The sequence below is a fragment of the Bacillus sp. FG16 genome (assembly GCF_057809515.1).
In genome coordinates this window covers 100,851-114,064 of sequence record NZ_JBMDKC010000003.1, presented here as the reverse complement: position 1 = coordinate 114,064, position 13,214 = coordinate 100,851, and the positions used below count along the sequence as shown (strand labels likewise).

Annotated in this window: 10 protein-coding genes; 4 read left to right on the top strand and 6 right to left on the bottom strand. The window is 36.6% G+C overall.

Features of this window, described 5'->3' with window-relative positions; genetic code table 11:
- Window positions 1-11 precede the first annotated feature (11 nt).
- The 3 genes from ACODS7_RS02535 to ACODS7_RS02525 all read right to left on the bottom strand — a co-directional run bounded on the left by ACODS7_RS02535 (window position 12) and on the right by ACODS7_RS02525 (window position 1,808).
- Window positions 12-446 (bottom strand): hypothetical protein, encoded by a 435-nt coding sequence (locus ACODS7_RS02535; RefSeq protein ID WP_098629202.1) that lies wholly within the window; start codon window positions 444-446, stop codon window positions 12-14.
- A gap of 85 nt (window positions 447-531) precedes the next feature.
- Window positions 532-1,503 (bottom strand): MBL fold metallo-hydrolase, encoded by a 972-nt coding sequence (locus ACODS7_RS02530; protein WP_243168129.1) that lies wholly within the window; start codon window positions 1,501-1,503, stop codon window positions 532-534.
- 95 nt (window positions 1,504-1,598) lie between these two features.
- Window positions 1,599-1,808 (bottom strand): DUF3925 domain-containing protein, encoded by a 210-nt coding sequence (locus ACODS7_RS02525; RefSeq protein ID WP_000844984.1) that lies wholly within the window; start codon window positions 1,806-1,808, stop codon window positions 1,599-1,601.
- A gap of 224 nt (window positions 1,809-2,032) precedes the next feature.
- On the opposite strand from ACODS7_RS02525, the gene bsaA reads away from it, so the two are divergent.
- Complete coding sequence (gene bsaA, locus ACODS7_RS02520; protein WP_029442166.1) at window positions 2,033-2,515, top strand: glutathione peroxidase; 483 nt, start codon at window positions 2,033-2,035, stop codon at window positions 2,513-2,515.
- Window positions 2,516-2,598: 83 nt separating this feature from the next.
- On the opposite strand, the gene ACODS7_RS02515 is transcribed toward bsaA, so the two are convergent.
- Genes ACODS7_RS02515 through ACODS7_RS02505 form a run of 3 tightly spaced genes read right to left on the bottom strand, consistent with a single transcriptional unit; the run spans window position 2,599 to window position 7,000 of the window.
- Complete coding sequence (locus tag ACODS7_RS02515) at window positions 2,599-4,827, bottom strand: transglutaminase TgpA family protein (protein ID WP_098629200.1); 2,229 nt, start codon at window positions 4,825-4,827, stop codon at window positions 2,599-2,601.
- Entirely contained in the window at window positions 4,824-6,038 is a 1,215-nt protein-coding gene (locus ACODS7_RS02510) for a DUF58 domain-containing protein (RefSeq protein ID WP_098629199.1), read from the bottom strand. The genes ACODS7_RS02515 and ACODS7_RS02510 overlap by 4 nt, the downstream gene beginning before the upstream one ends.
- Window positions 6,038-7,000, bottom strand: a complete 963-nt coding sequence (locus ACODS7_RS02505; protein ID WP_016081886.1) for an AAA family ATPase — start codon at window positions 6,998-7,000, stop codon at window positions 6,038-6,040. The genes ACODS7_RS02510 and ACODS7_RS02505 overlap by 1 nt, the downstream gene beginning before the upstream one ends.
- A 515-nt stretch (window positions 7,001-7,515) precedes the next feature.
- On the opposite strand from ACODS7_RS02505, the gene ACODS7_RS02500 reads away from it, so the two are divergent.
- The 3 genes from ACODS7_RS02500 to narJ are packed head-to-tail and all read left to right on the top strand — an operon-like array spanning window position 7,516 to window position 13,214.
- Window positions 7,516-11,199, top strand: coding sequence for a nitrate reductase subunit alpha (locus tag ACODS7_RS02500; RefSeq protein ID WP_029442169.1), 3,684 nt, complete (start codon window positions 7,516-7,518; stop codon window positions 11,197-11,199).
- On the top strand, window positions 11,189-12,664 hold the full coding sequence (gene narH / locus ACODS7_RS02495) for a nitrate reductase subunit beta (RefSeq protein ID WP_098139129.1): 1,476 nt from the start codon (window positions 11,189-11,191) through the stop codon (window positions 12,662-12,664). The genes ACODS7_RS02500 and narH overlap by 11 nt, the downstream gene beginning before the upstream one ends.
- A gap of 19 nt (window positions 12,665-12,683) precedes the next feature.
- On the top strand, window positions 12,684-13,214 hold the full coding sequence (gene narJ, locus ACODS7_RS02490; protein WP_029442171.1) for a nitrate reductase molybdenum cofactor assembly chaperone: 531 nt from the start codon (window positions 12,684-12,686) through the stop codon (window positions 13,212-13,214).

Below are 13,214 nucleotides of genomic sequence, written 5' to 3'. Positions count from 1 at the left end.
AAATAAAGCATTCAATTATATTTTTTCATCGTTGCATTGTCCTTTTGTATAAAACAATCTAAAAGTGAATAACCAGCTATTAAACTAATTATCGTAACAAAAGTTGTATTTATAAGAATAACATTAGCTAAATAAGGTAGGTATTCGCCAAGTGGTGAAAAGAGTAGTGCAGGGGAAAAGGAAATTAATAGTGTAGGCACTGTAATAGCGATAAACTTATCCGGTTGAAAGCTCCAGTTTTGTTTACTCGTTTCGCGATTAACAGATTGAAGGAATCGTAATAAAATACCAACTATAAGAGGGAAGAGTGTAAAGTAGAATAATCTTGGATAAACGTTAAAGTTCACTTGAGCGTCTGTATCTAAATAAAATTGAATTTTCACTCCGACAAATAATAATAAGACGATAAATAATGTGAAGCAGAGGTATAGCATCAATTTTTGCATTATATTCCACCATCCTTTACTCAAAATATATTCAAAAAAAGAAGAGATATACAATAACTACTGTTGTATATCTCTTCTTTTACTGTTAGTTAATAGTGGAGTTTGATTTTTCTTGCTTCGTGAAATAATCAATAATGCCCATTGCGCTAATTTCTATATCTAGATGTAAAATATTATAAACGGAATGATCTGATGGAACGTTTAACTTTGTAAGATGAGAAGAGATTTTATCCATTAACAAAGTTTGTAAAGCTTTAGTTGCTTCATCGAAATCATTATACTTTTCAAAGACTTCCTTACCAGTATGAACGAAAATAGGTAGCCAATATTCCAGTTGACTATATACTTCTGTAACATGAGAGGATGCGCCGTAATGACCGAAATAAATAGTATCTACATTCATACTTTGAATGTGATTTTTAGAAGTAATCATCGCATCTGGTTGGAATTGTGAAGGGGACGTTGATGGTAGATATAACTCTACATCAACGTCTGCGAGTTCTCTATAATAAATTCCAATTGTATCGCCAGTAAAAATCCCGTTTGTTAATGAATCATGAATGCTAATATGGTGCTTCGCATGTCCTGGTGTATCATAAAATGTAAGGGTGCGGTCTTTTGCAATTTTTAACGTATCACCATGTTGTACAATATGAACACGTTCTTCTTCAATTGGAAGAATTGGATCAAAGAGTTTATCGAAATCTTCTTTGTAGACAGCTTTTGCACCTAAAATAAGTTTTGTTGGATCAATCATATGACGAGCACCACGAGAATGCACATATAACGTAGCATTTGGGCACTTTTCCATCATTAAACCAGCTGCGCCAGCGTGATCTAAATGCACATGTGTAACGATAATGTTTTTAACATCGTTTAAATCAATATGTAATTGTTGTAAGCCTTCTAAAATATACGGAAGAGAAGGGGCTGCACAAGTTTCAATTAAAGTAATATCGTCACCTAATAAAACGTACGTACCTGTTCGTTCATTATGCTGTAAATCGAAATCATCAATAAGATATAGGTGAGAAGATAATTGCTCTACTTTTTTCATAGTTAACACTCCTTATATACTGCATGTTTTTATTATACGCTAAAATAGAAAAAAGGCAGAAAACGAAGCTCGTCTTCTGCCTTTTTGTAATACTATTATTTCGTTTGTTGTTTATTAATAGACATAATGAACAGTCCAACAATCCCGCCAACTAATGGAAGCATAATCTCTCCTGCTAAATTAAAGTAGGAGCTTAAGAATAAACCATTTACATCGATTACCCAGCCAGTAACATACAATAACATCATATATAGTACGAAATAAAACTCGCGATTTGAAATCGTTTCATGTTGTGCAGTTTTCATAATGAACACCATCCTTTTCTTTTATAATGGAATATAAACTGTCACATTTTGTTCACATTTCAATTGTAAAACTTTCCATCATAAAAGTCTAGTAGTTTGTGTCGAATTTTCGAACAGAAATAAAGCGTTATCATTACAACTTATAAGTACGTAATAAGAGCTGTATATTCACGAATGTAGTATAGTATAAACATAGAATGATAGTGAAGAGAGGGGCAAAGACAATGACAGTTTATGATTTTTCAGCTAAAAAAATTACAGGTGAAGAAAAATCGTTAAAAGATTACGAAGGAAAAGCACTTCTTATTGTCAATGTAGCTAGCAAATGTGGTTTCACACCACAATATAAAGGATTACAAGAGGTATATGATAAATATAAAGACCAAGGACTCGAAATACTCGGATTTCCTTGTAACCAATTCGGGGGACAAGAACCAGGTACAGAAGCGGACATTACTAGTTTTTGTGAATTAAACTACGGTGTAAACTTCCCGATGTTTGCAAAGGTTGATGTGAAAGGTGATAAGGCTCACCCTCTATATACATACATGACAGAACAAGCACCAGGTTTACTTGGTATGAAAGCAGTGAAATGGAATTTTACGAAGTTTTTAATCGGAAAAGACGGGAAAGTAGTAGGGCGTTTTGCTCCGCAGACGAAGCCGGTAGATTTAGAGGTTGAGATTGAGAAGGTGCTTGGGGAATAAGTAGGAGTTTCACTTTATTAAAAAACGTCTCAAAGAACAATGTAGTTCTTTGAGACGTTTTCTTTAAATTCAAATTTTCAAGATTAAATAACTGTATCAAAGCCATCGGATTTAGGTGGAGAAGCTGCTTTTTTCATAAGCACTTCCCATAAATGTACGGATTTCTTCCATTCTGCTGCAGCCTGCCCTTGTTGATACATAGCGTTCTCATAACTGGCAGTAAGTTGTTGCATATCGGCCGAGTTGTAAAGTGTATCGATATGGAGAGCGTATTCTCGGAATGTTTGACTTTCACCCCGTGGTATGCCAATTCTCGCAAATTGTTTTAAAAGTGCACCGTAAGCTTTTTGATAAACAGCATCATCTTTTCGGTATTTATAGAAATGAATAATAAGAAATGTTATCCATTTCATTCTAGTGGTGAAGAGAATGTATCCCATAATACTAATTAGTATCGTAGAGAGGAATACGTACCACCAAGAAAAATTAGTTTTAGAATTTGTGAACTTTTTAGTAGAAGCTTCTTCTGTATTTTCTATTAAACTTTTAAGTTTTGCTTCATTATTTCGTTGATGCGTTTGCTCGTTATTAGAATTATTTGCTTCGCTATTTTGTGAAATAGGAGCAGGCGTATTATTTATAAAATTATAGGGATTGGTAAATCCTTTTGTTGGTTCGAATGGAATCCATCCGTATCCTGGGAAATATACTTCGACCCAAGAGTGTGCGTTATCGTTCGTGATTGTATAAACATCCTCACCTTTTGCAGAGGCAAGTGTATTGTCAAGAGTTCCTTCTGTATAGCCTTTTACCCAGCGAGCAGGAATCCCGGCAGAACGAAGTAGTACAATCATAGACGTCGAAAAATTATTACAGTAGCCGCTTTTTGTATCGAAAAGGAATTGATCTACATAATCTTGGCTTTTGGCAGGGAATGAGACATTCGTTGATTCGTATGTAAAAGAGTTGTCTGTGAAGTAATTTTCAATAGCTAATACTTTATCATACCGGTTGTCTTTATCATTTGTAAGATTAACAGCCAAGTCTTTTACGCGCTGTGGTAATGACTCGGGAAGTTGTGTGTACTTTGTCATAAAATAAGGATTTGTTTCTTGACCTGCATTTGCTTTTACAGCTTTCAAGTTTTCTATGGAAAACTCAGGGATCTCATATGTTACTTTATACGAATTTAAAGTAGTAGAAGAGTCTCCATTCATCGTATAAATTTTTTCTGAAAACGGGTCAACACTGTATGATACATCAGAAGAAGCCTCAACTGATACTAATCCTGCTGGATAGGTAAGGTGAGGGTAACTTTTTTGCATGGTAATTGTTGCCTCAGTAGTTTCCGTTTTTGTATTTTGTTCATACCAGCTTACGACGTCGTTTTTATTTTTAAAAGAAACCTTTTTCGGATTTTCAGAAATTCCCCAGCCTTTTCCTGTATAAAAATCTTTTGTTTCTACTCTCCAATATTGTTTGTTTTGCGCTTGTGCTGTGAAAACAATTGTAGGATCCGCCTTAAAAGGACCACCTAATCGCGAGTCATCTAAACCATACCCAATTGTAGAAACTTTTTGTTCTTTACTTGCTTCAGATGTGTTGAATTTTAAAAAATCCATTGAGTTTGGCCATTGAGGGCCAAATTTTGGAGCAAAGTATGCGATGGTTGCTAATAATGCAATAAATATTGTAAGTGGTCTAAGTAATTTTGAGATTTCCCTAGCATAATTTTGTAAGTGTTCGCGCTCTTTTATTCGTTCTACTTGAAGAAGACTAACCATAAAAGAGCCGATGACAACAGTACGAATAATAGCGTAGTTTGCATTGTATAAATGTAAGTTATGAAAAGTTGCGATATAAATAATAGTCAATACAAGAAATAGAAACCCACGTTTTTTATGAATAATCCAAAATGAAGTGAAAGAACTCAAAAACCAAAATGAGAGAAAAAATAAAACTGTCGGAAAAACTGGAGAAATATCTAGTAAATTCCCTTGGAAAAACAGGGAGGAATTTCGAAACATATCAGAAAAGAATGTTGTTAGCCAAGATGGATTTATAAAAGCATTTTTATAATATAGGGAATGAATGATAAATAAGACTGTGACAATTTTTATTGGAATCTGCCACCTCGTTTGAAAAAAAGAGAGAGCGAAGCAAATTCCTATAAATGTTACGAAAATATCTAATCTACCTACATTTGTAATACCTATAAGAGGTCTTAGCCATTCTAGTAAAAGAAGAAATACACATGTATGCATGAAGAATCTATTCGTATCCCACTTGTATTTTGCTTGTAATGTTATCATTTGCTCACCTCAAAAAACACGTTTGTATACCGGTTTTCATAAACCGTGTTTACAAATATTTGTCGTTTTTTTAGAGTTTCTAGTATACTGAGTTCTCGGTGTGAAAGTTGATTCGCTTTTTCTTTCACGACAAAAATCATACATTTTCTATTTCTTATAGCAGCACAATCAGCCGCCTTTTGAATATCGGGAGAAAGATTACTTGTCACGAGTATAACCGTGACGGGCTCATAAATTTTTCTTAGTTCCATGTCTACACTCTGAGAGAGCGGGAATACACTGTCTGCTTGTACTTTTGCTAAATGACAAAGGATTTGTTGTAATTGCGTATCTCCATTGTCTAAAGGGAAAATAGTTTGTTCTTTTCCAATAGACACGAATGATGCTGGTGAATTTTGTTTCAAGACAGCCCTTACGATAGAGGCAGTAAATGTGACGACTGATTCGAATAGAGGAGACTCGGTTCTGTCTATGAATATCATGATATTATGGCTGCGCTGTTGTTCAAACTCTTTTGTCATAATATTGTTTGTTCGTGCAGTTGCTTTCCAATCAATCCATGAGAAGCGATCACCAGGTTTATAGTCTCTGACACCGACAGAGATTGTAGAGTCTTTTGCTGAATTTATATTTGCTGAAAGCGCTCCTTGTTCGAAATGATTTTCCAATTGTCGATACGTTATATCTACATAGTGGGGATAGACTAAAAATGTATCTGGAACTGAAAAAGTTACTTCTTTCTCCATCATGCCGAATAAATCGCCAGTTTTGACACGAACGCTTGAAAAAGTGTGCTCGCCTCTAGAGATTGTATCAATAACATATTGAAACGAAATATGTCGTTTCAATCCTGGGAAGAGTACTACCTTATTCATCTTTGTTTGTTTACAACTTATAAATTGTGGTGGCAGTTCATCTTCTATAACTAAATAAAGTAAGGGAAAAGGAAATTTTCTTTTTATTGTAATCGTGCTTACAAATTGTTCTCCTACTACATACCCATTTTTGTTTGTTATTCGCTTTACTTCAGCGTCCCGTAAAGCGTAGAAGGGTAGTAGTAGTGAATAAAGAGCAATGGGAATTGTGCTGTAAAATAAAAACCAACTTACAAACCCTCCTTGAAACATAGCGTACACAAATGTTAAGACTAGGCATAAAGGGAGTAGCAATAACTTCGTAACGTGATATAGTGCTAGCAGTATTCGTTTCATCAAGGGTTCATCGTCCTTTGAGTCGGAACGGTAGTTCGTGCAACGATTTTTGCGATAACTTGTTCGCCAGTTATTCCTTCAAATTTTGCTTCCATTTTTAAAATGAGTCTATGCGCTAAAACGTAAGGGGCTAAAAATTTAACATCGTCTGGAATAACATAATTTCTGCCATGGATAAATGCATAAGCTTGTGAAGCTTTCATTAAAGCAATTGAGCCACGTGGACTTGCACCTAGCTGTATAGAACTGTATGTACGAGTCTGATTAACAAGCTTTACAATATAATGCTTAATTGCTTTGTCCATACTTACTACCCGTACGCTTTGTTGTAAATAAAGTAATTCTTCTATTGTAGTAATGGCCTGTAATTGAGAGAGTGGATTTATTTTTTCCATTCGGTTTAAAATTTCAAATTCTTCTTCTGGTGTAGGATATCCCATTTTTAGTTTCAATAAGAAACGATCGAGCTGAGCTTCTGGTAGAGAATATGTTCCTTCATATTCGACCGGATTTTGTGTAGCCATGACAAAGAATGGCTTTGGTAAAGGTCTTGTAATGCCATCTATTGTAATATTGCCTTCTTCCATACATTCAAGTAAAGCAGATTGTGTCTTTGGCGATGTACGATTAATTTCATCAGCAAGTACTAAATTCCCCATAATTGGTCCAGGCTTGAACTCAAATTGGAGCTCTTTCGGATTATAAATAGAAACTCCTGTTACATCTGAAGGCAATAAATCAGGTGTAAATTGAATTCGCTTATAATTAGCATCAATGGATTTAGAAAGAGCACGTACTAGCATTGTTTTCCCGACACCAGGAACATCTTCTAATAGCACATGACCTTCAGCTAAGAGAGCTGTCAAAGCTAAGATTGTTTCTTTTCGTTTTCCGACCATTATTTTTTCAATATTATTGATTATTTTTTCTACAGTGGGATGTAATGAATCAAGCTGGGGCATCGTAATCCTCCTAATGTTATTATCGTTTTCTAATCAATTTAGTGGACATATTTCTAATTCTATATGTAGATAGCAAAAGGTCTACCTTAAATTCTGAGAATATTCAGATTATTTATTTCGATTACATCTAGTATAATTGTTTCCGTAACTAAGGGCAATACAGTAAATAATGATTTGTAGTTTTATGTAAAATCAGACTCAATATAAAATAATAACATTGGGAAAAAATTTCTTACATACAATTTATACTCTTTTCCTTATGGCAGTTTTGAAATAATATCAAAACTCTTTTTCATATATTTATAAAGAAAAAATAGTCGATACCTCAAAATACCATTCTCCTCATAATTACGATTAACCATAATCTTCACAACGGAACAAAAGATTTTCTCACAACCTTATTTTCTACTGAATTTTTGACAATCTCTTGAACTGTGCGAAATGTCACATCTGTATTTTACAACCTCTCTTATAGTAAGGGTATGTAAGAGAGACGTATTAAAGGAGTGAACAGTATGAAGAAGAAACCTTCAGCACTAATGAGACGTTTAAAATATTTTTCACCAATAGATCGTTATAACGATAATCATACACAAGAAACATATGAAGATCGCGAATGGGAGAATGTGTACAGAAAGCGTTGGCAGCATGATAAAGTAATCCGTTCTACACATGGTGTGAACTGTACTGGTTCATGTAGCTGGAATATATATGTGAAAGATGGAATTGTAACTTGGGAAGGGCAGGAGCTTAACTATCCGACTACAGGTCCTGATATGCCAGATTTTGAACCACGAGGATGCCCGCGTGGAGCAAGTTTTTCTTGGTACATTTATAGTCCACTTCGTGTGAAATATCCGTATGTACGTGGTGTTCTTTGGAGTATGTGGCAAGAGGAACTACAAAATAACGAGTCACCACTAGATGCTTGGAAAAGTATTGTGGAAAACCCTGAAAAAGCACGTACGTATAAGCAGGCGCGTGGTAAAGGGGGATTCATTCGTGCGAATTGGGATGAAGTGTTACAACTCGTTTCAGCTTCTCTACTTTATACAGTAATTAAATACGGTCCAGACCGAAATGTTGGCTTTTCACCAATTCCAGCTATGTCGATGTTAAGTCATGCTGCTGGTAGTCGTTTTATGCAACTTATGGGTGGGCCGATGCTTAGTTTCTATGATTGGTACGCAGATTTACCACCAGCTTCTCCGCAAATTTGGGGCGATCAAACAGATGTACCAGAAAGTAGTGACTGGTATAACTCTGGTTACATTATGACATGGGGTTCAAATGTACCGATGACGAGAACACCAGATGCTCACTTTTTAGCAGAGGTTCGATATAAAGGAACGAAAGTCGTTTCTGTCAGTCCTGACTTCGCTGAATCTACAAAGTTTGCGGATGATTGGATTAGTGTGAAACAAGGTACAGATGGTGCACTTGCGATGGCAATGGGGCATGTGATCTTACAAGAGTTTTACGTAGATAATCAAGTGGAATATTTCACAAAGTATGCGAAGCAATATACTGATTTTCCTTTCTTTGTCACATTGAAACAAAAAGGAGATCAATTCGTTGCTGATCGTTTCTTAAACGCTGCTGATATTGGACGCGAAACGAAGTTAGGAGAATGGAAACCTGTTCTTTGGAACGAGAACACGAATGATTTTGCAACACCTCAAGGCACAATGGGCTCACGTTGGGATAACGAAAAGAAATGGAACTTGCGTTTAGAAGATGAAGAAACAGGTGAAAAGATTGATCCACGTCTTTCTTTACTTGGAATGGAAGAATCGATTGGAACGGTACAAATTCCGTACTTCTCTGATGATGGAAACAAAGTATTAGAACGTACAATTCCAGTGAAAAAGGTTATGACAGAAGAAGGCGAAGTGTTCGTTACAACTGTATACGACTTAACGTTAGCAAATTACGGCGTGAACCGAGGGCTTGGCGGACAAGAGCCGAAAGACTTCAATGATGATGTACCGTTTACACCTGCATGGCAAGAGAAAATGACAGGAGTGAAACGAGAACTAATTATTCAAATCGCTCGTGAGTTCGCACAAAATGCCGTTGATACAAATGGTCGCTCGATGATTATTGTTGGAGCTGGTATTAACCATTGGTTTAATTCTGATACGATTTATCGCGCAGTTTTAAATCTTGTTCTTCTAGTTGGAGCACAAGGAGTAAACGGCGGGGGATGGGCGCATTATGTTGGTCAAGAAAAGTTACGACCTGCAGAAGGATGGCAAACAATCGCGATGGCAAAAGATTGGCAAGGGCCACCAAAATTACAAAATGGTACATCTTTCTTCTATTTCGTAACAGATCAATGGCGCTATGAAGATACACCTGTTGGACATTTAGCATCACCAATTGAAGGTAACTCACGTTATCAACATCACGGTGATTACAACGTATTAGCAGCACGACTCGGCTGGTTACCTTCTTATCCGACATTCGAGAAAAATGGAATTGAATTATATAAAGAAGCTGTTGCTGCTGGCGCAACAACGCAAGAAGAAATCGGAAAATATGTTGCACAAAAATTAAAAGAAAAAGAACTGAAATTTGCGATTGAAGATCCAGATAATAAAAACAACTTCCCGCGCAACTTATTCGTATGGCGTGCGAATTTAATTTCAAGTTCTGGTAAAGGGCATGAATATTTCTTAAAACATTTATTAGGTACAACAAACGGATTAATGAATGACGATAGTGATTCATTACGACCAGAAGAAATTAAGTGGCATGAAGAAGCACCAGAAGGGAAGCTTGATTTACTCATTAATTTAGATTTCCGTATGGCTGGAACAGCACTGTATTCTGATATCGTCTTACCTGCTTCAACTTGGTACGAAAAACATGATTTAAGTAGTACAGATATGCATCCATTTGTACATCCATTTAATCCAGCAATCGGTTCACCTTGGGAAGCACGCTCTGACTGGGATATTTTCACTTCACTTTCTAAAGCTGTTTCAGATTTAGCGAAGAAGATTGATCTTGAACCAATGAAAGAAGTTGTTGCAACACCACTTCTTCACGATACACCGCAAGAATTAGCGCAACCACTTGGCAAGATTAAAGATTGGAGCAAAGGTGAGTGTGAACCAATCCCGGGTAAAACGATGCCGCAAATTCATGTTGTTGAAAGGGATTATAAAACGATTTATGACAAAATGACAGCACTTGGACCAAATGCCGGAAAACAACCGATTGGTACGAAAGGGATCTCTTGGTCAGCAGAAAAAGAGTATGAGCAATTAAAGAGCAAATTAGGAGTTGTTCGAACGGATACTATTGCGAAAGGTTGCCCAGACATAAAAGAAGCAATCAATGCTGCTGAAGCGGTATTAACGCTTTCTTCTACAACAAACGGTCATATGGCAGTAAAAGCATGGGAAGCACTTGAAAAACAAACAGATCTAAAATTACGTGATTTAGCAGAAGAACGTGAAGAAGAATGCTTTACATTCGAACAAATTACAGCACAACCGAAAACAGTAATTACTTCTCCGGCCTTTACAGGTTCAGAAAAAGGTGGACGACGTTACTCACCGTTTACAACAAATGTGGAACGTCTTATTCCTTGGAGAACGATAACTGGTCGACAATCTTTCTACTTAGACCATGACATGATGAAAGAATTTGGTGAAACGATGGCAACATTTAAACCAATTCTGCAACATAAACCGTTCCGTAAGTCACGCCCTGAAGTAGAAGGGAAAGAGATTACACTAAACTATTTAACACCGCATAATAAGTGGTCGATTCATAGTATGTACTTCGATTCATTACCGATGTTAACGCTATTTAGAGGTGGTCCAACTGTTTGGATGAATAAAGATGATGCGAATGAAGCTGGCGTCGCAGATAATGATTGGATCGAGTGCTTTAACCGTAACGGTGTTGTTGTAGCACGTGCTGTCGTAACGCACCGTATACCGAGAGGAATGGCATTTATGCACCATGCACAAGATCGCCACATTAACGTGCCTGGTACGAAATTAACAAGCACCCGCGGGGGAACGCATAATAGTCCAACCCGTATTCATGTTAAACCAACACATATGATTGGTGGATATGGCCAATTAAGCTATGGATTTAACTACTATGGTCCGACTGGGAATCAGCGTGACTTAAATGTTGTCATCCGTAAACTGAAGGAGGTAGATTGGCTTGAAGATTAAAGCACAAGTCGGAATGGTAATGAACCTAGATAAATGCATCGGCTGCCATACTTGTAGCGTAACATGCAAAAACACCTGGACAAATCGTCCAGGTGCGGAATATATGTACTTTAATAACGTAGAAACGAAACCTGGAATTGGTTATCCGAAACAATGGGAAGATCAAGAGAAATATAAAGGCGGCTGGGAATTGAAAAATGGTGAAATTCAGCTGAAATCAGGTTCGAAAATGAAACGTCTTATGAACATTTTCCACAATCCAGATCAACCAACAATTGATGATTACTTTGAACCTTGGAATTATGATTATGAAACATTAACAAATAGCCCGCAGCGTAAGCATCAACCAGTTGCTCGTCCGAAATCAGCAATTACAGGCGAATTTATAGACAAAATTGAATGGGGTCCGAACTGGGAAGATGATTTAGCTGGTGGACATATAACAGGATTACAAGATCCGAACGTAAAGAAAATGGAAGAAGAAATTAAAACAGATTTTGAAAACGTCTTTATGATGTATTTACCACGCATATGTGAACATTGTATGAATCCGTCTTGCGTATCATCTTGTCCATCTGGTGCGATGTATAAACGTGAAGAAGACGGCATTGTTCTTGTAGATCAAAATGCATGTCGTGCTTGGAGGTTCTGCGTATCATCTTGTCCATATAAAAAAGTGTATTTTAACTGGCAAACGAATAAAGCTGAAAAATGTACAATGTGTTTCCCACGTATTGAGGCTGGTATGCCAACAATTTGTTCAGAAACATGTGTGGGACGTATCAGGTATATTGGGGTAATGCTATATGACGCTGACAAAGTAAAAGAAGCGGCTTCTGTTGAAGACGAAAAAGATTTATATGAATCTCAGCTTACTGTTTTCCTAGATCCAAATGATCCAGAAGTGGCAGCTGAAGCGAAAAAACAAGGCATTCCTGAAGAATGGATTAAAGCAGCACAACAGTCACCAATCTATAAAATGATTATCGATTGGAAAATTGCTCTGCCTCTTCATCCAGAGTACCGTACAATGCCGATGGTTTGGTATATTCCGCCGCTTAGCCCAATTATGAATATGGTGGAAGGGAAAGGCAGTAACTGGCAAGCAGAAGAGATTTTCCCTGCTATCGATAATATGCGTATTCCAATTCAATATTTAGCGAATCTACTCACTGCAGGGGATGAATCGCATATTCGTCTTACATTGAAGAAAATGGCCGTTATGCGAACGCATATGAGAGCATTGCAGATTAATAAAGAACCAAATGAAGCTGTATTAAAAGAACTTGGCTTAACGAAACAGGATGTAGAAGATATGTATCGTCTTCTTGCTATCGCGAAATATAAAGATCGTTTTGTCATCCCGACGTCTCACCGCGAACAAGTTGCAGATTTATATAGCGAACAAGGAAGCTGTGGCCTTTCCTTCACAGGTGGACCAGGCTCTTGTATGACAATTTCTTAAATAAAGGGGGCAGAAAATTATGAAAGAAAGTTTACAAACTGCTTTTTCTTGTTCTTCTTTTCTTCTCTCCTACCCTGAACTAGGGTGGAGAGAAGCTGTAACAGAATTACAAGAAGAGATTGAAGCGATTGAACAGGAAGAAGTTAAAACTTCACTTACAGCATTTATAAAACAAGCGCTAGATAAAACGAATGATCAACTTATTGATAGTTACGTATATACATTTGATTTTGGTAAAAAGACTAATATGTATTTAACGTATATGAACACCGGTGAACAAAGAGAAAGAGGCATTGAATTACTAGAGTTAAAACAGCATTATAAAAAATCTGGTTTTGAAGTAACGGATAAAGAACTACCAGATTATTTACCACTATTACTTGAGTTTTTTGCAAATGCAGATGAACAAGATAGTGAACCGATTATGGGTAAATATAAGGAGAATATACAAGCATTGCATGTTCAGTTAAAAGAAGCAGACAGTATGTATGAACCAATTCTTGGAGCTGTTCTCCTCGCTATCGATACATGGGGTGTACAGACAAATTAG

Bases quoted from the DNA above. Each gene is read 5' to 3' on its own strand.
- ACODS7_RS02535 (WP_098629202.1), bottom strand. From the start codon at position 446: ATGCAAAAATTGATGCTATACCTCTGCTTCACATTATTTATCGTCTTA.
- ACODS7_RS02530 (WP_243168129.1), bottom strand. From the start codon at position 1,503: ATGAAAAAAGTAGAGCAATTATCTTCTCACCTATATCTTATTGATGAT.
- ACODS7_RS02525 (WP_000844984.1), bottom strand. From the start codon at position 1,808: ATGAAAACTGCACAACATGAAACGATTTCAAATCGCGAGTTTTATTTC.
- bsaA (WP_029442166.1), top strand. From the start codon at position 2,033: ATGACAGTTTATGATTTTTCAGCTAAAAAAATTACAGGTGAAGAAAAA.
- ACODS7_RS02515 (WP_098629200.1), bottom strand. From the start codon at position 4,827: ATGATAACATTACAAGCAAAATACAAGTGGGATACGAATAGATTCTTC.
- ACODS7_RS02510 (WP_098629199.1), bottom strand. From the start codon at position 6,038: ATGAAACGAATACTGCTAGCACTATATCACGTTACGAAGTTATTGCTA.
- ACODS7_RS02505 (WP_016081886.1), bottom strand. From the start codon at position 7,000: ATGCCCCAGCTTGATTCATTACATCCCACTGTAGAAAAAATAATCAAT.
- ACODS7_RS02500 (WP_029442169.1), top strand. From the start codon at position 7,516: ATGAAGAAGAAACCTTCAGCACTAATGAGACGTTTAAAATATTTTTCA.
- narJ (WP_029442171.1), top strand. From the start codon at position 12,684: ATGAAAGAAAGTTTACAAACTGCTTTTTCTTGTTCTTCTTTTCTTCTC.